Origin of the sequence: Corynebacterium sp. HMSC058E07 (genome assembly GCF_001809885.1) — a bacterium.
Lineage (GTDB): Bacteria > Actinomycetota > Actinomycetes > Mycobacteriales > Mycobacteriaceae > Corynebacterium > Corynebacterium macclintockiae.
This window is the reverse complement of the sequence record NZ_KV799248.1, coordinates 53,564-74,716: the sequence shown is the minus strand read 5'-3', so window position 1 is coordinate 74,716 and position 21,153 is coordinate 53,564. Positions and strand designations below refer to the sequence as shown.

At 62.6% G+C, this 21,153-nt stretch carries 19 protein-coding genes, 1 tRNA gene and 1 pseudogene; 10 read left to right on the top strand and 11 right to left on the bottom strand.

Going from position 1 to position 21,153, the window contains the following annotated elements; all coding sequences use genetic code 11:
* Positions 1-89 precede the first annotated feature (89 nt).
* The gene (locus HMPREF2678_RS01310; protein ID WP_070550571.1) at positions 90-2,630 is read right to left on the bottom strand and encodes a helicase-associated domain-containing protein; all 2,541 of its coding nucleotides are present in this window, start codon (positions 2,628-2,630) and stop codon (positions 90-92) included.
* Positions 2,631-2,689: 59 nt separating this feature from the next.
* On the opposite strand from HMPREF2678_RS01310, the gene HMPREF2678_RS01305 reads away from it, so the two are divergent.
* Entirely contained in the window at positions 2,690-2,878 is a 189-nt protein-coding gene (locus HMPREF2678_RS01305) for a hypothetical protein (RefSeq protein ID WP_034969700.1), read from the top strand.
* A 162-nt stretch (positions 2,879-3,040) separates the two neighbouring features.
* Here the strand turns inward: HMPREF2678_RS01305 and HMPREF2678_RS01300 are convergent, their stop codons facing one another.
* Positions 3,041-3,703 carry a resuscitation-promoting factor Rpf1 domain-containing protein gene (locus HMPREF2678_RS01300; protein ID WP_070550570.1) on the bottom strand — a complete coding sequence of 221 codons (663 nt, stop codon included), beginning with the start codon at positions 3,701-3,703 and terminating at the stop codon, positions 3,041-3,043.
* A 430-nt stretch (positions 3,704-4,133) separates the two neighbouring features.
* Here HMPREF2678_RS01300 and HMPREF2678_RS01295 point away from each other — a divergent pair, with 430 nt between their 5' ends.
* The gene (locus HMPREF2678_RS01295; protein ID WP_034969697.1) at positions 4,134-4,517 is read left to right on the top strand and encodes a cold-shock protein; all 384 of its coding nucleotides are present in this window, start codon (positions 4,134-4,136) and stop codon (positions 4,515-4,517) included.
* 40 nt (positions 4,518-4,557) lie between these two features.
* On the opposite strand, the gene HMPREF2678_RS01290 is transcribed toward HMPREF2678_RS01295, so the two are convergent.
* The gene (locus HMPREF2678_RS01290; protein ID WP_034969695.1) at positions 4,558-5,199 is read right to left on the bottom strand and encodes a DUF2771 domain-containing protein; all 642 of its coding nucleotides are present in this window, start codon (positions 5,197-5,199) and stop codon (positions 4,558-4,560) included.
* 57 nt (positions 5,200-5,256) lie between these two features.
* Positions 5,257-6,081 (bottom strand): glutaminyl-peptide cyclotransferase, encoded by an 825-nt coding sequence (locus HMPREF2678_RS01285; protein ID WP_051879548.1) that lies wholly within the window; start codon positions 6,079-6,081, stop codon positions 5,257-5,259.
* Between the two features lie 96 nt (positions 6,082-6,177).
* Between HMPREF2678_RS01285 and HMPREF2678_RS01280 the strand changes: the two genes are divergently transcribed.
* From HMPREF2678_RS01280 to HMPREF2678_RS01270, 3 genes are all read left to right on the top strand, one after another.
* On the top strand, positions 6,178-6,921 hold the full coding sequence (locus tag HMPREF2678_RS01280; RefSeq protein ID WP_034969694.1) for a DUF3027 domain-containing protein: 744 nt from the start codon (positions 6,178-6,180) through the stop codon (positions 6,919-6,921).
* 156 nt (positions 6,922-7,077) lie between these two features.
* Positions 7,078-8,577 (top strand): NCS2 family permease, encoded by a 1,500-nt coding sequence (locus tag HMPREF2678_RS01275; protein WP_043012462.1) that lies wholly within the window; start codon positions 7,078-7,080, stop codon positions 8,575-8,577.
* A 3-nt stretch (positions 8,578-8,580) separates the two neighbouring features.
* Positions 8,581-9,471 (top strand): TrmH family RNA methyltransferase, encoded by an 891-nt coding sequence (locus HMPREF2678_RS01270; RefSeq protein WP_070550569.1) that lies wholly within the window; start codon positions 8,581-8,583, stop codon positions 9,469-9,471.
* Between the two features lie 28 nt (positions 9,472-9,499).
* Here the strand turns inward: HMPREF2678_RS01270 and HMPREF2678_RS01265 are convergent, their stop codons facing one another.
* From HMPREF2678_RS01265 to serC, 3 genes are all read right to left on the bottom strand, one after another.
* The gene (locus tag HMPREF2678_RS01265; RefSeq protein WP_070550568.1) at positions 9,500-10,414 is read right to left on the bottom strand and encodes a DUF6928 family protein; all 915 of its coding nucleotides are present in this window, start codon (positions 10,412-10,414) and stop codon (positions 9,500-9,502) included.
* A gap of 21 nt (positions 10,415-10,435) precedes the next feature.
* A complete protein-coding gene (gene sepH / locus HMPREF2678_RS01260) occupies positions 10,436-11,596 on the bottom strand; it encodes a septation protein SepH (protein WP_070550567.1) in 1,161 nt (386 codons plus the stop codon).
* Between the two features lie 103 nt (positions 11,597-11,699).
* Positions 11,700-12,857, bottom strand: coding sequence for a phosphoserine transaminase (serC, locus tag HMPREF2678_RS01255; protein ID WP_070550566.1), 1,158 nt, complete (start codon positions 12,855-12,857; stop codon positions 11,700-11,702).
* A gap of 376 nt (positions 12,858-13,233) precedes the next feature.
* Here serC and HMPREF2678_RS01250 point away from each other — a divergent pair, with 376 nt between their 5' ends.
* Together HMPREF2678_RS01250 and HMPREF2678_RS01245 are read left to right on the top strand one after the other, a co-directional pair.
* Complete coding sequence (locus HMPREF2678_RS01250) at positions 13,234-14,511, top strand: citrate synthase (protein ID WP_034969678.1); 1,278 nt, start codon at positions 13,234-13,236, stop codon at positions 14,509-14,511.
* A gap of 119 nt (positions 14,512-14,630) precedes the next feature.
* A complete protein-coding gene (locus tag HMPREF2678_RS01245) occupies positions 14,631-14,990 on the top strand; it encodes an FKBP-type peptidyl-prolyl cis-trans isomerase (protein ID WP_070550565.1) in 360 nt (119 codons plus the stop codon).
* A 55-nt stretch (positions 14,991-15,045) separates the two neighbouring features.
* Here HMPREF2678_RS01245 and HMPREF2678_RS01240 read toward each other — a convergent pair whose 3' ends face one another.
* Positions 15,046-16,266 (bottom strand): ABC transporter permease, encoded by a 1,221-nt coding sequence (locus HMPREF2678_RS01240; protein ID WP_070550564.1) that lies wholly within the window; start codon positions 16,264-16,266, stop codon positions 15,046-15,048.
* Positions 16,263-17,144 carry an ABC transporter ATP-binding protein gene (locus tag HMPREF2678_RS01235; RefSeq protein WP_070550563.1) on the bottom strand — a complete coding sequence of 294 codons (882 nt, stop codon included), beginning with the start codon at positions 17,142-17,144 and terminating at the stop codon, positions 16,263-16,265. The genes HMPREF2678_RS01240 and HMPREF2678_RS01235 overlap by 4 nt, the downstream gene beginning before the upstream one ends.
* Before the next feature lie 127 nt (positions 17,145-17,271).
* Here HMPREF2678_RS01235 and HMPREF2678_RS01230 point away from each other — a divergent pair, with 127 nt between their 5' ends.
* Positions 17,272-18,129: an aldo/keto reductase gene (locus HMPREF2678_RS01230; protein WP_070550562.1), complete on the top strand. Its 858-nt coding sequence runs from the start codon at positions 17,272-17,274 to the stop codon at positions 18,127-18,129.
* 67 nt (positions 18,130-18,196) lie between these two features.
* The gene (locus HMPREF2678_RS01225; protein ID WP_070550561.1) at positions 18,197-18,979 is read left to right on the top strand and encodes an enoyl-CoA hydratase; all 783 of its coding nucleotides are present in this window, start codon (positions 18,197-18,199) and stop codon (positions 18,977-18,979) included.
* A gap of 12 nt (positions 18,980-18,991) precedes the next feature.
* On the opposite strand, the gene HMPREF2678_RS01220 is transcribed toward HMPREF2678_RS01225, so the two are convergent.
* Positions 18,992-20,521 carry a glutamate-cysteine ligase family protein gene (locus tag HMPREF2678_RS01220; protein WP_070550560.1) on the bottom strand — a complete coding sequence of 510 codons (1,530 nt, stop codon included), beginning with the start codon at positions 20,519-20,521 and terminating at the stop codon, positions 18,992-18,994.
* A gap of 173 nt (positions 20,522-20,694) precedes the next feature.
* On the opposite strand from HMPREF2678_RS01220, the gene HMPREF2678_RS01215 reads away from it, so the two are divergent.
* Positions 20,695-20,767 (top strand) — tRNA-Arg (locus tag HMPREF2678_RS01215).
* Between the two features lie 30 nt (positions 20,768-20,797).
* On the opposite strand, the pseudogene HMPREF2678_RS10485 reads toward HMPREF2678_RS01215, so the two are convergent.
* Positions 20,798-21,073: pseudogene (locus tag HMPREF2678_RS10485) on the bottom strand (IS481 family transposase); the annotation flags it as partial.
* Positions 21,074-21,153: the final 80 nt, after the last annotated feature.

Here is a 21,153-nt window from a genome sequence, read left to right as displayed (position 1 = left end):
GCGCTCCTAACGGGTCTCGGGGCAGCTTTGGTTAGCTCTGTTTTTGGGACAACCTTCCACTGTAGTCTCCCGCGTACGCACCAGTGGCGCTAGTACTCCACGCTGCTGAGCCGGTGCGGTTGCACGGTGAAGCTTTCCCCGCTGATTTCGGAAACCATGGCGATGGTCGAGGGGCGGATCATCACAATGGAAACTTGGTCACTGGCCTGTTGGCCGTCGTTGTTAACGTAGCTGATCCGCACGATGGTTCCGGAAGAATACGCCTGCGAGATCGCCGCCATCATTTCTTCTGGCGTATGCACAACTCGCGTTCCGTCGGGCTGGCCCTGCGCATCCGGAGTGCTGGTCGTGCCCGCAGCGTTGGCACGCTCGTGGCTGCGCCGGAAGCCCTCGATCGCACTCGCGATAACCTGCTCGCTGTCGTCGGCCATGCCATCGGCGCTGCGATCGACTGATCCATCGACAGCGCAGCGCAGCCCCGGGCGCGCTGGGGTGGCCACCCGCGACAGCACTGGCGCGTCGGCGACCGCTTGGCCGCCTTCCAGGCGCAGCTGCACGCCCATGGCCTCCAACCGGTCAGTGACAAACGACAGCTGAGCTGCGGAAACCGCCACCGTCGGCGCAATCTTCCGCAGCCGCAGACCCTCGATATCCGGCAGCGCCAGAATACGGTCCAGCGCCGCAGGTTCTTTGGTGCTCAGGTACATCTGCGCCACTCCGGCGGTGGCCTGCGACTGGCTGCGCTCCGCATCATGCAGCATGTAGCGCAGTGCCTGCGGCACGTTCTCTGCCCCGCCCAGCGCGCGGGCTTCCAGAAACTCCTCGATCTCCTCGGCGCCGAGCCCCGACCGCAGCGCCCGCTCTACCGATTCCTTGGACATTCGCCACACACTGGCCATTCCACCGGATTCCTGGTCGCTGAACTTGGCCAGCATCGCCTGATCGGTCGGGTGCAGCAGCCCCGGCGCCATGATCGTGTGATCTGCCTGCACGATCAGTTGCTCCACCGGGGCGGGCAGAATTTCCGCCAACGCGTCGGCCAGATCCGCCACGGGGTCTGCGCTGCCGCTCAGCACGTCACGCAAGGCGCCCATTGCCCGGGTAGGTACGGTTTCTCTTCTTAGGGACGCCAACACTCCGACCTCCTTCGCCTCCTCCCACACTGCATTCCAAGCGGTGTGCGTGGTGCGCCAGGCCTCACCGGGGCGCAATCGCCAGAGCTCCCGGTGAAGTTCGTTCGGTTGGGGCGTAGGGGCGTCATCAAAAAGGGCGGCGAAGGTACGGCGCAGTCCGCGGGCGGCGTGCGATGCGGTGCCGGCTTCGAAGGGGCGCGTGTCGGGTTCCTCGACGAACCAGGGGGCGTAAGCGCTGTTGGCCCAGCCGACTAGGAGGATCGCCCAGGCAGTGGCGGGGGAGGCCTCCAGGAAGTCGAGGGCGAGCTCCGTGGGAGCCCAATAGTCCCGCGCGGGCTGCCCGGCCGGGGTAGGGGTGGCGCGGCCGCGTCCGATGAGGTTCGCGTGGGCGAGCCAGGTGAGCAGATGCAGCGTGGCCTCGGCGGGTTCGTCCCGACGGCGGGCGACTTTGTTGATCTCGCGGGTGCCGATGCCGCCGGACGACAGGGGGACGATCGGGTTGCGGCCGAGGTCTTCGATGAGGTGGCTGAGATCCTGGATTAGCTGCACTGCCTGAGCGGCACCGGCATCGTCGGCGCGGGAGTTCGCGGCGGAGTCGGCTGGGCTGGTCGCGCTGATGGGCGCGAAGTGGCCACCCGGATCGGTGATGAGCGTGCCGTGCAGTAGTTGCTGCACACGGCCGGTGAGGCGGGCGGTCGTATCGTCCAGCTGATCCAAGATGCCCTGGCGGACCAGGGTGGGGAGCGGCTTCGACGGATCCGCACCCTCGTGCAGGGAGGTTGAGTGCCCCACGCCGCCTCCCGCGGCCAAGGTGGATAACAGGCGGCGTTGGCGGGGCGGCAGTTCGTCGACCACTCCCGGCAGCTCGGCCGAGGGGATGGGGCAACGAGTGCCGTCGACGAGCCGCCAGAGCTGCTCCGTGGAGGGCTCGAACATGCGGGGGAGGTGCGGTGGGATCTTCAACTGCGTGGTCGCGCCGGGCAGTTCGGGGGAGGGGAGTTGGAAATCGGGTCCAAAGACCAGCCCCCAGTGGCATAGGGACTGGACGGCCCCGCGTACCTGCTGGTCGTTGGGGCGCTGCTGCGCGGGAGTGCCGGCGATGTCGAAGAGTTCCGTGAGCATCTCGGCCAGATCCGCCACCGTGCACGGGTGGTGGACAGCATCGAGTTCGCAGGCTGCGTGGCAAACGGCCAATTCCAGGGAGTTTAAATGGATCAGCGCCGGGTCTGGGGCATCGCCGAACAGTTCGGCGGACTGGCTGTGGCTACCCGTGCTGCCGGGGATGGACACGGCGGTAGAAAGGTTATCCAGCGCGGCGTTGTTGCCGGTGAGGTTTTCCACGAAGGTCGTGGGGTTGGAAGCCAGCAGGCGGGTAAGTAGATCCGCGAGTGCCTCGTCCGACTGCCCGAACAGCCAGTCCCCATAGGAGGGGAACCCGCTGCGGGTGGAGGCGGGAGACTTGCCTTTGGTGGTCGACTTCGCGGAATGGGGGCACATAATCGACCTATTTTAGCTTGCAGCGTGCCTTTTGCCTTCTGATATGCCAAGATACAACTATGGCTAACGTTGAGAAGAAGGGCTACGTCGACGCAGGCTGGCCCACTGATATCCCAGAGGGTCACCACGCCGTTACCGAGCTGGTGGCTGATACCGCGGGCGCTTTGAGCCCCTACGGCGACATCGAGTTCCCGGTCGATGCTTCCGAGCTGCCGTACGTCCACTCGTTCACTGTTATTAACAAGTAACTGAACGTTCACACCGAGGTGGTGTGCGTCCCCCGTGCTAGAGGGGGGATGCACACCACCTTTGTGCTTTCTGTGGGCAGGTGTGTGGCCTAGCTGTGGTGGTTAAAGAAAAACCGGACTAGCACGCGGAAAGCGTGCCAGCCCGGTGAAGCCTAGATGCTCTTAGTGAGGCAGAACGTGCTGCAGCTGAGCGGAGTACTTCTTGTAGGTGTGGTTCCAGGAAGACTTGTTGGCATTGTAGAAGTCGGTGACTTCCTTCGGAACGGAGAAGCCCAGGGACTCGATGCGCTTGACCAGTGCGTCGTAGAACTTGTCGATGGCCAGAGCGTTGGAGTTGCGGGACAGGTCGCGGACTGCCTGGTTAACAACCGGAGCCGGTGCGACCGGCTTTGCCTTCGGCTTTGCCTTCGGCTTTGCCTTCGGCTTAGCCTTTGGCTTAGCAGCGGCGTTGCGCGGGGTCGGCTTGGAGTTCAGACCCAGCTTGGCGGAGCAAGCCGGCCATGCACCCCAACCCTGGCCAGCCAGAACGCGCTCTGCAACGGCGATCTGCTGGGAGCGGGTTGCCTGGTATGCGTACGGTGCGTACTGCTTACCGCCGTAGGCAGCCCAGGTGGACGGGCTGAACTGCAGGCCACCGTGGAAACCGTTGCCGGTGTTGATGGACCAGTTGCCGCCAGCCTCACACTGAGCCAGGCGATCCCAGTCGGAATCCGGGGCTGCGGAAGCGGTCGGTGCCAGCAGGGCGGAGGTCGCTGCAACAGCAACGCCTGCTACGGACAGGCGGGCTGCGGTGGAGAAAGAGCTGGTCTTTGCGTGACGTGCCATGTTCGCTGAGTTTCCCTTCGGGCGCCAGGTGTTTGTGTATTGACGCCTTTTGTTTCGTTATCTCTTGAAAAACAAGAACTTTATTCGGTTCTGACGTCGAGCAGTTTGCTCGTTCGCCTTTTGGTCATGGGTTACCGTACTGGTTTGTCACGGTTGTGTCACGTTTTTGACAAGATCCGTATCTTAGCTTCCGTTAAGGCGATGGATAAGAACTTATTCTGACCTGGCGTTTACTCTATTGAAACCATTTTGTTATCGTTCCGTTATGTGATGAACGTCACAAATTGGGCGTAACTGGTGGGGTTGCTGAGATTTGCTCTACCTCAGTATTCTCGCTAATCTAGGTCATTCTATTGCCGGAGCGCAGGCACAGTATTCTCTCTATCTTTTCTGCGCTCCCCGTGAAGTAATAAAGGAACAGGGTGATCCCATGCCAACCGGAAAAGTGAAGTGGTACGACGCAGACCGCGGCTACGGCTTCGTCAGCAACCCAGGGGACGAGGACGTCTACGTCGGTTCCCAGGTGCTGCCCGAGGGCGTCACCGAACTGGTCAAGGGCCAGCGCATCGAGTATGAGTTCATTGCCGGCCGCCGTGGCCCGCAGGTGCACACCATGACTGTGCTGGACAACGGCCCCCGCCGTGCACAGCACAAGTACGATGCAGAGCAACTACAGCAGATGGTGCAGGATACGATCACTTTGCTGGATGCCAGCGTACTGCCCGTTCTGCAGTCCGGTCGCCGCCCGGAACGTAAGGAAGCGCGCCAGGTGGCGGAGATTCTGCGCACGATCGCGCGGGAGCTCGACAGCTAACCCCCTAAAAACAGAACTCCAAACCCCCTACCGCAGCCACCTACTGGGCGATTTCGATCGACCAGATGGTTGCGTAGGGGGTTTGTTCGTCGTTGTCATCTAGCCCGACCAGCATGGAGTGCAGCTCCACGACTCGCAGTAGCGGCGTGCTGCCGTCCTTCGCCTTCACGCTTGCCTCGGTCTTCAGGGTGACCTCTTGGCGTTCGTTGCCCTTGTAGTAGTTGTCCTGGTTAGCGCCCGGATCATTGAAGATCTGCAGCATGGACCAATCATGGTCGTACACATCCTCCGGCAGCTTGAGGGTGACCTCCTTCGCATCGCCCATTTCTAGCTTGTAGGGCTCGCTGGGGCGGCAGTCCGGATCATCCAGCTGGCAGGCGGAATACGGGGCGATCTCTACCTCCTTGCCGTCAACGACAGCAATGATTCGCTGGTCCTTAGGCAGGGTCTCGATCTTCCCGTCCTGCCAGCGGTTGTACAGAAGTACGCCGCCGATCACCACGACAACGAGGGCCACGATGGCGCCCATGGTCAGCAATTGCTTGCGCTGCGCACGCTGGCGTTGTTGCTTCTTGGACAGCTTCGGTGCAGGCTTCCCGGTCCCCTTTTCGGTGACCTTCTTAGTGGCCTTGCTGTTAGCCTTTTCGGAAGTGTTCGTGCTGGATTCTTCTTGGTCGCTCACGGTTTTCGATCCTAATTCACTGCGTGGACAAGCCCTAACCAGTTCTGCGAACGCTTCTTAGGCCTGCGGTTCCTTGAAGCGCACCTCGTACATTTCGTCCCACAGCTTGCCCGTCAGATAGAAGCGGTGATCTTCCGGGGTGCTATTCGGAACCACTGCGATGCCGTTGAGGACATCCGCGCCGTCGCGCTTGGCGGCGGGGAACAGGCCGGAGGTGTCAACGACGTGGGTGACCTTGCCGTCCTCCGGGTCGATCTCCAGGATCGTGTTGGTCTGCCAGACGTTCGCCCACACCTTGCCATCCTCAGTGCATTCCAGCTCGTTGAGTTGGTCGGTGCCGGGCACGTCGACGGAGCCGGTCTTGTCGAAAGTCTCGGGGTCGCGGAACGTCAGCGTGCCCGATCCATCGCTCATTACAAGTCGATCCTGTTGGGAGCACAGCCCCCACCCCTCGGTCTCGTAGTCGGCCCGGCCGGTTTCCTCCAACGTGCGCGCATCACGCTTGATTGCCGTGTGTTCCTGCCATGTCAGCTGCCACACCGTATCGCCGTGGATGGCTACGCCCTCGCCGAAGAAGTTGTCGCTGAGCTTTTGCTCGCTGCCTTTCTGCCCTTCCAGGTCGGTGTAGTAGATCCGGGATTCGCCACGCAGCCCGGTCCCAACCAGCAGTCGCCCATCCTCGGCGGTTTCCAGCCCCTGCGTAAACGCTGACTTATCCCACGGATGCACCTTCTCTACCGTCGCTTCGAGCAGCGGGGCATTGCCGTACTGCTCGGAGGTGTCTCCTTGTTTAATTGGGGACGCCCCGTCGTCCGAACCGCACGCCGATAACGCACACGCTAAGGCTGCAGCTCCTACAGCTGCGACGACCTGGGTCGACACACGCCCTTTCTGGGATCGGTGGAGGGATGCGTGAGGGTGGCGTCGATAAGAGAACATGCAACCATCATGCACCACAGCGAGGGGACGGCAGGCATAATGGTTCAGGTGAGTAAGAAGATTAAGGCAGATCCGATACTTTTTTCTGCACAGGCAAAGGACATGGCCCGCGCCGCGGTGGAAGAGGTCGGCGACGACGAGGTGGGGGAGTTCCTCGGCATCGCGACGCAGGATGAGGGGGTAGGGGTCTACCGCTTCGGCAGCCGCGTCCCCGGCTATCGGGGCTGGGAGTGGGTCGTGGTGCTGGTGACAGTGCCGGGCAGTGGGGTTCTCACGATCAATGAGGTGAGTTTGCAGGCGGGGGAGCAGGCCTCCCTGGCGCCAGAGTGGGTGCCTTACGAGGACCGGGTGCAGCCCGGCGACCTCGGCCCCGGCGACACGCTGCCGCCGCGCCGCGACGACGAGCGGCTGATCGCCTGGGCGCAGCTGCAGGACGGCGATGGCTTCCTGCGCAACCCGCGGGCCGGAAACACCCTGTCCCACGTGGGGCTGAAGCAGGCCCAGCGCAGATGGCGCGAAGGCGACTATGGGCCGAGGTCCGAATTTGCCAAAAAGGCGGAGCTGCAGTGCGAGACCTGCGCGTTCTACCTGCCCGTCGACGACGTAGACAACCGCATCGGCATATGCGCCAACGAATACTCCGCCGATGGCCGTGTGGTGCAGGAAGATTATGGTTGCGGTGCGCACTCAGCGACTGTAGAGGAATCCATCGGCGAGGAGCTGGGCGAAGGCACCAGCAACTACGGCGTGTATGTCGACGGCGGGCTGTCGCGCTTCGAGTAACCCCTTGATGGCCTTCGAGTAGCGCTTAATAGTTGCAAAAATACCCTGCGTAGTGGTTACTTATTACTTGTCGTTTCATATTGTGGTGACTGCCTACAGTTCTGGGATTGGGGGCAGTACCCACGAACTACTCGTACAGGTAGGGGAGAATCCCGCATGTCAGATGCACAGGCCGCGAGGGCCGAGAAAAAGGTGGACAAGAAATCCACAAACGAGGATCGCGGCTTCCTAGACCGCTACTTCCAGATCTCGGAGCGTAACTCCACGGTGGGCACCGAGATCCGTGGCGGTGTGGTCACGTTCTTCGCGATGGCCTACATCATCATCCTAAACCCGCTGATCCTGGGCACTAGCGCGGACATTAACGGCGACGAGCTGGGCACGGCCCGCGTGGCTGCCGTTACCGCTCTGGCCGCTGGTGTGATGACCATTGCCTTTGGCGTGATTGCCCGCTACCCCTTCGGCATCGCCGCTGGCTTGGGCATTAATACCCTGGTGGCGGTTACTTTCGTCGGCACCGAAGGGCTTTCGTGGCCCGAGGCGATGGGCCTGGTGGTGATCGACGGTATTCTCATCGTGCTGCTGGCGATCTCCGGCTTCCGCGAGGCTGTATTCAACTCCATTCCCGACTCCTTGAAGGCCGCCATCGGCGTGGGTATCGGCCTGTTTATCGCCCTGATTGGTCTGGTGGATTCCGGTTTTGTTCGCCGTATTCCCGATGCTGCGGGCACGACCGTGCCGGTTGGCCTGGGTATTAATGGTTCGATTGCTTCCTGGCCCACGTTGGTATTCATCCTCGGCCTGCTCATCTGCGGCACCCTGGTGGTGCGCCAGGTTCGCGGTGGCCTGTTCATCGGCATCGTCGCCAACACGATCATCGCCATGATCGTGGAGGCCTTCACGCACTCCGGCCCGTCTTTCGTTAACGGCGAGCCCAACCCGAAGGGCTGGAACCTGGCCGTCCCGCAGGGGCCGGATTCCCTAGGTGGAATCCCCGACCTTTCCCTGGTCGGTGCCGTGGATCTGTTCGGTGCGTTCACTCGCGTGGGAGTGCTGGCAGCCTGCATGCTGATCTTCACCCTGGTGCTGGCTAACTTCTTCGACGCGATGGGCACCATGACGGCTCTGGGTAAGCAGGCCAAGCTGGCGGACGAGGACGGTCGCCTGCCGAACCTGCGCACTGCGCTGATCGTCGAGGGTGGCGGTGCGGTCGTCGGTGGCGCCGTTTCCGGTTCCTCGAACACCGTGTACGTCGACTCGGCCGCTGGCATCGGCGATGGCGCCCGTACTGGTCTGGCCAATGTGGTCACCGGTCTGCTGTTCATCCTGGCGATGTTCTTCACCCCGCTGTACGAGGTCGTGCCGATCGAGGCCGCCGCCCCGGTTCTGGTGATCGTCGGTGCGATGATGATGGCGCAGGTCAAGGACATTGACTTCTCCCGCTTCGACATTGCCCTCCCGGCTTTCCTGACCATCGTGGTCATGCCGTTTACCTACTCCATCGCCAACGGCATCGGCGTGGGCTTCATCACCTACGTCGCCATGGCTGTGGTGGGTGGCCGCGCGAAGAAGGTCCACCCGCTGCTGTATCTGGTGGCCGTGATGTTCGTGGTTTATTTTGCCGCCGATCCAGTGATGGACGTTCTGCGGGGCTAGCCTGTGGCTGATTTTTCGCCTATCCGCATCGATGATCCGCGCGACCCGCGTCTGGATGACTTTCGGAACCTCAACGCGTCCGACAAGAAGTCCGGCGAGCAGCTGATCATCGCGGAGGGCACTTTGGTCGTCCCGCGCCTGCTGGCCAGCCCGTATCCGACCCGGGCGGTCGTGGGGTTCCCGGGGAAGCTGCGGGCGATTGAGGAGAGCTTGTCTAGCTCTTTTTCGGGGGATGACGCCCCGTTCTCCGTATTCGAGGTCTCCCGTGAGGTCTTGAAGGAGGTAGCGGGCTTCGATATGCATAGGGGCTTGGTGGCCTCGGCGGATCGCCTGCCGGAGAGTGAGGAGCTTTCCGTGGAAGCGCTGTTGGACCAGCTGGAGGCGACCGAAGACACCGAGGGCACTGAGGGCACCGAGGGGGCCAGCGGCGTGATTGCCGTGCTGGAGGGAGTGGGGGACCACGAAAACATCGGCTCGATCTTCCGCAATGCAGCAGGCCTGGGGGTGGATGCGGTGCTGTTCGGTGCGGCTACTGCCGACCCTCTGTACCGCCGCAGCGTGCGCGTGTCGATGGGGCACGTGTTGCGCCTGCCGTGGGCTAGATTCCCTGGCACGACTACGACGTGGCAGAGGGATCTGCAGCTGCTGCAGAGCCGTGGCTATGAGGTGGTGGCGCTGACCCCGTCGGGGAACACGACGCTGCGCGAGGCAACCGAGGCTGCTCGGGAACGGGGCAAGAAGGTTGCGGTGATGGTGGGAGCGGAAGGTCCCGGCTTAACCGAGCATGCCATGCGGGCCGCGGATGTGCGGGCCGCGATCCCGATGGCTCGCGGCACCGATTCCTTAAACGTTGCGACGGCGGCGGCGATCGCCTTTTACGAGGCCGTGCGCTAACGGAGTTGGCTAGGGGGCCAGCTGAGTCTTAGTTGCCACGGCTGCGGCGACGAACCTCGTCGCCGATCTTCTTGGACGCCCCGCGCAGCCCCTTGATGGTGGCGCTGAACCCTTTGCGGGCACCACTGCTCAGGGAGTTCAGGACGTTCTTCGCGACCTCTGCAGAACTCGGCTCGCTGGCGCCGGAGGGAGCGGCGTAATCGTCGTAGCCCTGCTCCTCGTCGTAGACAGACACCTTGTCCTCCGGCTGGCTTGGCCCGTGCGTGAGGCCGTCATATTCGGAGGACTTCGCCTCCGGACGACCGTCGACGGCGAAAGCCGCCACGGGCAGGGCAGGGGCGGATTCTGTCAGGGAGAACCCCAGCCAGGATTCGACGGCAGCGGTGGCCAGCTCCGCGGGGATGAAGGGCAGCTGAATGCCGTGGGCCTCTGTGGTGCCGGCCCAGAAGTCGGCTTCGAACTCGCAGGGCAGGCCAGTATCTTCAAACACAGTCTCCTGTGTCGCGCAGAAGGAACGCTTGAGCGTGCCCCCGGCCCAGTGGGCGAAGCCGCCGAAAGTCTCGTCGACCTCCGTGGACGCAGGATCCCCACCGTCACCTGGTTTCGTGGATGCCGCGGTCTCCGGATCTGCCACCACGCAGGAGGCGTAGACATCGGCTGCGCTGACTAGCGTGCGGTAGCGCTCCGGAAGCTCGGAGAGCTTGCGCAGATCCGGGATGACGGTCTGTACTACGGAGAGCCCCGGGTAGCCGCCGATGTAGAACTCGTCGACGCCCGGCGTTGCGCTGCGGGTCATGTCGAAGTCGCCGATGTGAGTCAGCGGCCAGGCGGGATTCAGCTGCGCCAGGTACTTGCGGGCAAAACCGCGGTCGACCTTATGTTCCTGATGCACGACCGTGCTTGGGTTGGCCGCATTCACAAACCATAAGGTCACCAGGGTCACAGCAGTGGCTCCTTCTAACGCCTAATTCTTCTTCTTGGGGTTGGTGCGCACCCCGAGGAGCACGTCCTCCCAATGCGGGGTGACGGCCTTGCGCTTACGCTTCGGCTTGGCCGACTTTGCGTCCGGGTGCATTAGGAATTCATTATCCGCACGATCCCCCTGATCCGCAGGGGAAGAGCCTGCAACGGGGGTGTTCTCCTCCGGGGAAGGTGCACCCTCCGGCGCTGCGTTCTCCGGATCCAAAGGGGCATCCTGCCAGCCCTGCACGCCCGGGCGCTGGGTGGGGTGCAGTAGCGGGGTGACCGGCGAAACGCTGCGCACCGGTTGCCCATAGCGCGGGTTCACCAGGTCGCCCGCGATGCTGTTGTGTGGGTGCGCCAGTGGCTTATCCGATCCGCGCAGCTCCACGATGAACTCTGCGGTGTGGGTTGCCGTCCGTCCCGCCGAGTCCTTTTCCCAGGCCACAGTGACGATCCACTGCTTAGTGGCGTTCTGGTAGGCATCCCATTCGGCGTCCGATAGCGACTCGCCGTGGGCAGCCAGTGCGGTTGCCAGAACCTCCCACAGCGGCTGATTCGATACGCCGTCGGCATTCACCGGAAGTGCCGCGTGAGCCAACTCTGCAATGCGGGCACGCTCCTGCAGGATCGGCCAGGCATAGGGCTCGATGCGTGCCTCGTCCGTGTCGGCCTCGTCTGCCAGCTCGGCAACGGTCGCACCCTGGCGGATACGATCCTGGATCATCCGGGGAGACATCGCGATCTTTGTGCGGTGTGGCCGCGCATTCGGGCGGTCCTTGTCGCGCCCCTGGAATAGCGACGCCACCTCGCCCTCCGTGCCCTCCGCGGCCTCATCGCCGGCATTGGAGCTGGCAGCGTCGGCGTCGCTAGTGGTGGCGCTGTCGGAGGAAGTGCTGCCAGCAGTGCTGCTGTCAGCGGACGTGCTGTCAGCGTCGGTGGAGTTAGCAGCGGGTGAAGAATCCTCCCCGCCCGCCGAGGCAGGCGCATCGGCCGTGTTCACATCGTTGTTTCGGACCGTGGGGGCGTCACTAAGAAAAGAGCGAAGCTCGTCCGTGACGGGCAGGAAGTACTCTGCGATAGGGCCACCGACGGCGGGATCCACGGCGCGCAGCACGAGCGACGAGGCATCGCTATCGGCGACGACAAATTTCAGCTCTTGCAACTTGGCCTCCTGACGGGTGACGTGGCGGGTGATGCGCTAAAAAGCTACGGCGAATGACGGCCGTGTTATTAACATCACCCTCCAACCATAGCCAAAAGCGGAATTACTTTGCTGCGTGGCCGCCGTCGAGGATGAAGTCGATGGCGCCGGTCAGCTTCTTGAGGTCCTCCGGGTCGATGGCCGGGAACATGCCGATACGCAGCTGGTTACGGCCCAGCTTGCGGTAAGGCTCCGTATCCAGAATGCCGTTGGCGCGCAGGATCTTGGCGACCTTAGCGGCATCGATGTTGTCGTCGAAATCGATGGTGCCGACGACGAGGGAGCGGGAATCCGCAGCCTCGACGAACGGGGTGGCCTCCGCGCGGGAATCAGCCCAGCTGTACAGAGCCTGGGAGGACTCGCTGGTGCGGGCGACCATGCCGTCCAGACCACCGTTGGCGTTCATCCACTTCACCTGGTCATCCAGCATCAGCAGGGTGCCGACGGCCGGGGTGTTGTATGTCTGGTTCTTGCGGGAGTTATCCACGGCGGTCTTCAGATCCAAGAAGGCCGGGATGTAGCGATCGGACGCGGCGATCTCCTCGACACGCTCCAGGGCAGCGGGGGAGAAAGCAGCCAGCCACAGGCCACCATCGGAAGCGAAGCACTTCTGCGGGCTGAAGTAGTACACGTCAGCTTCGTTCATGTCGACGGGCAGTCCACCGGCACCGGAGGTTGCGTCGATGGCGACGAGAGTGTCGTCCGAAGCGGCCTTGGGGCGGGTAACCGGAACCATTGCGCCGGTGGAGGTCTCGTTGTGCGCCCAGCCGATCAGGTCAGCATCGGTGCCATCCAGCTGGCTTGGTGCCGGGGCGGTGCCCGGGTCGCCGGCGACGACCTGCGGCTCGTCCAGCCACGGGGCCTTCTTGGAAACGCTTGCGAACTTAGAGGAGAACTCGCCGTAGGTCAGGTGCGCGGACTTGTTGCGGATCAGGCCGAAGGAGGCGGCATCCCAGAACGCGGTAGCGCCACCCAGGGAGAGCACGATCTCGTAACCCTCCGGCAGGCTGAACAGTTCGGAGAGACCTTCGCGCACAGAACCGACGACGTCCTTCACACCAGCTTGGCGGTGGGAGGTGCCCATGATGGCGGCGTTGTCCTGGATAGCCTGCAGCTGCGCGGGGCGCACCTTAGACGGGCCACAGCCGAAGCGGCCGTCGGCGGGGATGAACTCCGCGGGGATGGTGGGCAGAGTGTTCTGGTCGTTGGCAGGTGCGTTCATCTTTACCTCAGTTACCTTCAGTTGCCTTTGGTCAGTATCTGATTTCTTAGGGTAGACGGTCGGAATGGAGTGATGTCCAAAAAGTGCCAAAAATATAAGAACCGCTGCGGAAACCGCACTGAACGGTGGGGAGAGTTACCCCCGGTGGCGGCAGTTATTCTGTCACCTGCATCACACAGGCGTTAGAGTGTGCTGTATCCCCCCGCGGGCTTTACTGTGCTAGTAACGCCATACGGGGAAGCTCCAAAGCGGCTACAATTTACAAGTGAAACCGTGAATCTGTGTTCCGCTCCAACGGCGTCGGCGCGACTTTTACCAAAGTAAACGCTAAGAATCGCTGCGGGCAGGCACGTGAACATTTCAGAAAGGGATGTCAATGGCTACTGATAATCAGGACAAGGCCGTTCTCCACTACCCAGGTGGAGAGTACGAAATGGACATTGTCCGTGCCACCGAAGGCAACGACGGTGTGGCACTGGGCAAGATGCTGGCAGAGACCGGCTTGACCACCCTGGATCCCGGCTACGTGAACACCGGTTCCACCAAGTCCGCCATCACCTACATCGACGGTGCTAACGGCATCCTGCGTTATCGCGGTTACGACATCGCCGACCTGGCTAACAACGCAACCTTCAACGAGGTTTCCTACCTGCTGATCAACGGCGAGCTGCCGAACGAGGAGCAGGCGGAAGAGTTCAACAGCAACATCCGCAAGCACACCCTGCTGGACGAGGACTTCAAGGCGCAGTTCCGCGTGTTCCCGCGTGATGCCCACCCGATGAGCGTTCTGGCTTCCTCCCTGAACATTCTGTCCACCTACTACCAGGACTCCCTGAACCCGCTGGATCCGGAGCACCAGAAGCTGAACACCTACCGCCTGATGGCGAAGGTACCGATGCTGGCTGCCTACGCTTACCGCGCCTCCAAGGGCAAGCCGTACATGTACCCGGATAACTCCATGAACGCGCGCCAGAACTTCCTGCGCCAGATGTTCGGTTACCCGACCGAGCCTTTCGAGGACGATCCGGTGGTCACCAAGGCCCTGGACAAGCTGCTGATCCTGCACGCTGACCACGAGCAGAACTGCTCCACCTCCACCGTCCGTATGGTTGGTTCTTCCCAGGCCAACATGTTCGTCTCCATCGCTGCGGGCATCAACGCCCTGTCCGGCCCGCTGCACGGCGGCGCTAACCAGGCTGTTCTGGAGATGCTGGAGGAGATCCACGCTAACGGCGGCGACGCTACCGACTTCATGAACCGCGTGAAGAACAAGGAGCCGGGCGTGAAGCTGATGGGCTTCGGCCACCGCGTGTACAAGAACTACGATCCGCGCGCGGCCATCGTCAAGGAGTCCGCACACGAGATCCTGAACCACCTGGGTGGCGACCACCTGCTGGATCTGGCTATGAAGCTGGAAGAGATCGCGCTGGCTGATGATTACTTCATCTCCCGCAAGCTCTACCCGAACGTTGACTTCTACACCGGCCTGATCTACCGCGCCATGGGCTTCCCGACGGACTTCTTCACCGTCCTGTTCGCCATGGGTCGCCTGCCGGGCTGGATCGCACACTACCTGGAGCAAGTCAACGACCCGACCGCGAAGATCAACCGTCCGCGTCAGATCTACACTGGCCAGGGCGCGCGCAAGCTCTAAACCCTTTTTGGTGACACCCCCTCGGTGTGGCTGCGCGAAGCGCATGCCCCCAAGGGGGCTTTTCGCGTTTTGCTAGGGTGGAGCCTCGAGAAGCTATCAGTTTTCGAAGGAGACTTCCCATGAGCAAACCGCAGATCGACATCCCGACTGGGGGAGCCCCGCAGGACCTGGTGATTGAGGATTTGGTGGTCGGCGACGGCGCGGAGGCCGTGCCGGGTGGCATGGTTGAGGTGCACTACGTGGGAGTGGACTTCGAGACTGGCGAGGAGTTCGACTCCTCGTGGGATCGCGGCGGGTCCATCGAGTTTCCTTTTTCCGGCCTGATCGAAGGGTGGCAGGAAGGCATCCCGGGCATGCGCACCGGTGGCCGCCGCAAGCTGATCATTCCCCCGGAGAAGGCTTATGGTCCGGCCGAGCTGGGGCAAGACCTATCTGGACGCACGCTGGTTTACATCATTGATCTGATCAGCGTGAACTAAGGCGCCCCGTCGCCTTTAACTAGGGCGCCTTATCGCCGTGAACTTATTTGGGCGACTAGGCGCCCTTCAGCGCCTTCGCCCAGCTCATTTTCTTGCCATTGTTCAGGATGGAGTTGCGGTAGACGCGGGCTACCAGCAGAATCACCAGAACCGTCGTGATCGCGGCAATCAGGAAGCTCAGCAGCACCTGTGGCAACCCCATCGTGCCCGCGGCCATGTTCATTGGTGCGACCGTCAGACTGAACGGCGGAACCCACCCCAGCACCTGCATGAGCGTGGAGTCCATGTTGCTGATGCCGAACAGCGGAGCGTAGGTCATACCCATGATGAACAGCAGGATCGGAGCCTGAGTGGATTGCAGATCCTCCGTACGAGAAACCATGGAACCCGCTGCGGCATAGAGGCTGCCGAAGAACAGCATGCCAATGCAGAAAGCCAGCAGCATCAGAGCCACCACTGTGTAGTCGAAGTCCACATCTCCCAGTAGACCGGAGAGCGACACAGCGACCGCGCCGATGATCAGCAGCACCGCGGTGCCGAGGAAGCCGAAGATCGTGTTGCCGATGATCTTGCCGGCGAGGAAATCCATTGGGCGGGCGGAGGCCAGGATGATCTCCACTACGCGCGAGGACTTCTCCTCAGTGATGCGCCCGCCGACGTTAGCGGCGAAGAGGATGATGAAGTAAGCCATCAGCATCACGCCCACCAGGGCGGTGACAATCTGCGGCCCGTTGGCCTCCATCGAGTCCTCTTCCTTCAGATCCACCGTCTCCAACTGCGTGGAGGGGGTGGCCTTGGCGAACTCCTCGGGGGATACGCCAACCTTGTGCAGCGCCTCAGACTGCGCGTGCGCATTAATGGCGGCACTAACGGCGCTGAGGATCGCCGGGTCGGGTTCTCCCTCGGTGAGCAGCTCGTAGCCGGAATCCGTCTTCACCAGCGCTGCTGACAGGTCGCCGTCGGTCACCTTGGAGGACGCTGCGTCGCGAGAATCCACAGTCTCGGCCTCTACGCCACTGGAACTGTCCGACCCCTTTGAGGTGCCGTTAGCGGAGGCGGAGGGGGCGTCCACAAACTCCTTTTCAATCCCTACAAGGCCGAGCTTCGGGGTTTCGTTGCCGTCGTCCTTCTTGGCGAACCATGCGCCAGCGAACACGCCGATGAGCATGACGGCGATGACGACAATCAGGGAGAACATGATCGCCTTGCTGCGGGAGGCCACCTGAATTTCGCGCTTGGCGACGGTGGCGATGGTGTTGGGGGAAGAGTAACTCATGATTCGACGACCTCCTGGAAGAGCTCTGCAAGGTGCGGGATGCGGCGGGAGAACGAGTGGACCGGGCCGACAGCGAGCGCGGCCTGCAGGATCTGCTGATCCTGGTCGGTGGACTCGGCCTCTAGCAGCACGCCATCGCCAAAATCCTCGACCAGACGCGTGCCCAGTGGGTACCAGTCGCGAGCCGGGGTGCGTACCTCGTAGACCAGGGGACCGCGGGTGCGCAGCTCGTCAACGGTGCCCTCGGCCTTCATGCGCCCCTTTGAAATGATGCCCACGCGGTCGCACAGGCGCTGCACCAAATCCAGCTGGTGGGAGCTGAACAGCACCGGCACGCCCGCCTTGCAGCGCTCGACCAGCAGATCGCTCATGACGTTCACGGCCACAGGGTCCAGGCCAGAGAAGGGCTCGTCCAGGATCAGCAGTTCCGGGTCGTGGATCAGCGAGGCCGCCAGCTGGACGCGCTGCTGGTTACCCAGCGACAGCTCCTCCAGCTTGTCGTCTGCGCGCTCGGCCAGGCCGAGCTGTTCCAGCAGGCTTTCCGCGTTCTGCTTGGCGGCGTTGTCGTTCAGGCCGTGTAGTCGGGCGAAGAAGCGCAGCTGGTCACCGATCTTCTCCTTCGCGTACAGACCGCGCTCTTCCGGCATGTAGCCGATGCGGCGGCGCAAGTCGTCGTCGATCGGCTTATCGCCCATGAGCACTTCGCCGCTGTCCGCCGCGAGCACGCCCAGCGCGATGCGCATGGTGGTGGACTTGCCTGCGCCATTCGAACCGACGAAGCCATACATTTCGCCTGGCTGAACGTGGAGCGTCATGTCGTGGAGGACCTGATGGTCCCCATAACTCTTATTGAGGTTATTGATATAGAGGGATTCCATTTATTCCTTGAATCTGTTCTTAACGAAAGAAGAGCCTTTCGTATTGTCTCATAAGCCAAAGCATCATGACTGGCCGTCGCTACCCGCACTGTCGCGAGAAACCGGCAAGGGGCGTACAACGGAAAGCATGAGCGAAAACATCAACGCAGTACCGACCCTTGAAATGAACGACGGCAAGACCATCCCGCAGCTAGGCTTGGGCGTGTGGCAGCTCAGCGACGAGGACACCTACACCTCGGTGCGCGCCGCCATCGAGGTCGGTTACCGCCACATTGATACCGCCGCGATTTACGGCAACGAAGAGGCCGTGGGGCGCGCCGTGGCCGACGCTGTGAAGGCCGGCGACGTGCAGCGCGAGGAGCTGTTTGTTACGACCAAGCTGTGGAACGCCGACCAGGCCCGCGGCAAGGAAGCCTTCGCGGAGTCCCAGAAGAAGCTAGGAATGGATTACGTAGACCTGTACCTGCTGCACTGGCCGTGCCCGAAGGCCGATAAGTTCGTGCAGGCCTACGACACGATGGCGGAGATCCAGCAGTCCGGCGGCGCTACCAGCATCGGCGTGTGCAACTTCTACCCTGAGGCACTGGATGCGCTGAAGCAGGCAGGCCACATTCCGGCGGTGAACCAGATCGAGGTTCACCCAGGCTTTAGCCAGGCTGAGCAGCGCGCGGATAACCGCGACCGCGGCATCGTTACCCAGGCATGGTCGCCGCTGGGGCAGGGGCAGAACCTAACCGACCCGACGATCGCGAAGATCGCCGCCGAACACGGCGTAAGCGTGGCACAGGCCATTATCCGCTGGCACATCCAGCGCGGGGATGTGGTGATCCCGCGTTCCTCCAAGGTGGAGCGCGTGCGCCAGAACTTCGACGTCTTCGGCTTCGAGCTGTCCGCCGACGAGGTCGCCGCCATTGAGGCCCTGGACGTGGAGGACGGCCGCATCGGCGGCGATCCACACACCTTCCACGCTGGACTGGAGGGCTAGTCAGCCAGCAGGCCAGTTCCGGCGAAACACCAGCGCACGGCGCCGCCCCTGCGGTACATTGCTAGCCATGAGGGCAGGGCACGTCATCACCCATATCGAGGCCACCGGGTCAGCCGAAGGCGAAGCGGCTGAGGCCGCCGCCCCGCAGGTCGGCGTGATCACGCTGAACCGCCCGGAGAAGCGCAACGCACTCAATGCCGCCATCGCCACCGCCGTAGCCGAGGCCGTCCGCACCCACACTGCAGCTGGGGTGCGCGCCATTCTGATCCGCGGCGAGGGGTCCGTCTTCTGCGCCGGTGCCGACCTTTCCGGTGGCGTGTACGCCGATGATTTCTGGTCCGCCATGGAGGGCATGCTCTCGGCCATCCAGACCACCCCGGTGCCCGTCATCGCCGACATCCACGGCCCGGCGGTCGGTGCGGGCTGTCAGATTGCCCTGGCCTGTGACCTGCGCGTTTTTGCCGACAAGGGCGCCTGCTGGGTGCCTGTCGCCGAGCACGGCTTCGCCCTGGATCTGTGGACCCACGCCCGCGCCCGCGAGCTGATGGGCGGCGCGCTGGCCCGCAACGTGTTCTTGGCAGGCGCCCGGGTAAGCGCCGACCAGGCAAGGGCGACGGGTTTTTCTGTTGTTCTTGATGACGCCACCCCCAACGCCACCGCCTTTGCACATCGGGTGGCGCGCCAGGCTCCGCTGTCCATGGAGCATTCGAAGCGCGTTTTTAACAGCCCCGACATGCACGCGGATGCGGAGCTGCAGCAGATGATGGTGGACGTATGGGCCAGCGAGGATGTGCAGGAGGCGCGCCGGGCGCGCGCCGAGCATCGCCCGCCGCAGTTCAGGGGGCGCTAGACCCCGGCTCCGCTAGTCGCGCCCTTCCACAGACCAGGTGTGCACCGGCTGGCCGCTGGTCTGGTGGGCGATGTAGCGCTGCATCATGGTGGCCAGCGCCTCGGCTCGCTCGGCGGAATCCGGCTCGCTGTTCGGAGCTAGCCGGTTGACGGTATCCAGCTGCCACGTCGCGCCATTCTGTCCGCTGCGGGCGCGGCCTTCGATGATTCCCAGGTAGGTCTCGATCAGTTCGGAATCCACGTCCAGCAGCTCCAGTCCCTCGCGGGCCTGTTCGAGCAGATGCTCGGTAATCAGCTGGCGGACCGGAACAGTCCCCACACGCGGCCAGCGCATGCTGGCGCGCAGCCCTTCGCGGGCGCCGGCGAGGAAGTTACTGTGGGCGTCCTCAAAAGAAAGGCGCGACCACACGGGTCGATTCTGCGTGCCCAAGAACTTGACCAGCCCGTAGTAGAAGGCAGCGTCCGCGACGATATCGGCGGTGGTCGGCCCGGCGGGCAGCAGGCGGTTCTCCACGCGGATGTGAGAGCGCTCCAGGTTCGGGTCGTAGATTGGACGGTTCCAGCGCCAGATCGTGCCGTTGTGCAGGTTCATGTAGTGCAGCCCCGGGCTGTCGCCGGACATGATGGGTGTGCGTGCCTCCAGGCGATCTTCGGGTAGGAGAGGGGAGAAGTAGCGGCCGTTTTCCTCAAAGAGGTCGAATACGCTGGTGATCCATCGTTCGCCGAACCATACGCGCGGGCGCACGCCCTGGTTGACGAGCTCCGCGGTGCGCGTGTCGATGGCTTGCTGGAAGACGGGGATGCGCGATTCGTGCCACAGCTTGTGGCCGACAAACAGAGGGGAGTTGGCGCTGAGCGCCGCCTGCACACCCGCGATGGCTTGGGAGGCGTTCCAGGCGTTGGCGAAGAGGTTCGGCGCGACCTGTAGGTGCAGCTGCATGGAGGTGCAGGCCGATTCCGGGGCAATGTCCTCGAAGTCGTGGCGGTAGGTATCGACGGTGCCGAGAACGCGGCCGGGGAGCGCACCTTCGAGTTCGATGCGGACGAGCTCGCCGCGGGATTCCAGGATGGCGTTGTTCAGTGCCTTGTAGCGGTTTTCGTTGGTGATCCAGGCGGGGTCGCTGAGGAACTCGGTGGTCAGGGTGGGGAGCGTGCCGATCATCACGGCGTGGGAGCCGAGCTGCTTGGCGGCCTTCTGCACCGCACGCAGGCGCTCGTCGAGGCCTTCCTGCAGTTGCTCGAGCCCGCGGCCGGTGATGGCCAGCGGGGGATGGTTCATCTCTACGTTGTACGAGCCGATCTCGGATTGGTATTCGCCCGGGTGGGTTTCCTCCAGCTTTTCCAGCACGCCTTCGTTGCAGCGTTTGGGCTGCATGTCGTCGCCGACGAGGTTCATCTCTAGCTCCAGGCCGATGGTGCCCTGGTTGATGAACTCTGCGTCCTGCAGGTGCTTGTCGAAGACCTCCAGCTCGGCGTTGAGGCGCTCGCGGAAGCGGGTGCGTTGTTTCGGTGTGTAGGGATCTTTAGATACTGCTTCGCCCATGCTTATGAATCGTAGCCTCGCTGCGGGTGCAGCGCCGGCGATTTTGGTGCTGACGCCTCTAGTGTCAATGAGCTGAAGGTCTGGTTAACAGGGAACAAAGCCTGGCTTGTATTATGTAGTTCGCATGGTCGGCAGGTGGCGGATGAGCGCTGGTTGCCGTTTGTCATGCGATTGCCCTAGTAGCTCAGTGGATAGAGCACGGCTCTCCTAAAGCCGGTGTCGGAGGTTCGATTCCTCTCTGGGGCACGCTGGAAGTCTCGAGACATCGTTCCGGTCGGTGTCTCGAGATTTTTGTTTTTGGTTGCCCCGACTGGGGTTGAGTTCGTTGTCTTTCTTGTTGTAGTAGATCTTTTCTTCGGTAAGTGTGTAGGCAGCGATTTGTGCTCCGGTGGCGGTTATTTTGATGTCGACGTGGTTGTCGATGCAGACATCATGGTGATTGGTTCCCCCGCCCCATCGGCGGCCGATGTAGAGGCGGCGTAGTTTACTGCCCCATCGCAGGGTTGTCTTGCCGTTGGTGCCTACTTTGTCGGTGCGTAGTCGGTAGTCGTGCTCTGGTTTGATGTCCGCTTATCTGCATTCACCCCCATTAAGGGTGAATCTTCAGATCAAAACTAGAAGTAGTTTATAAA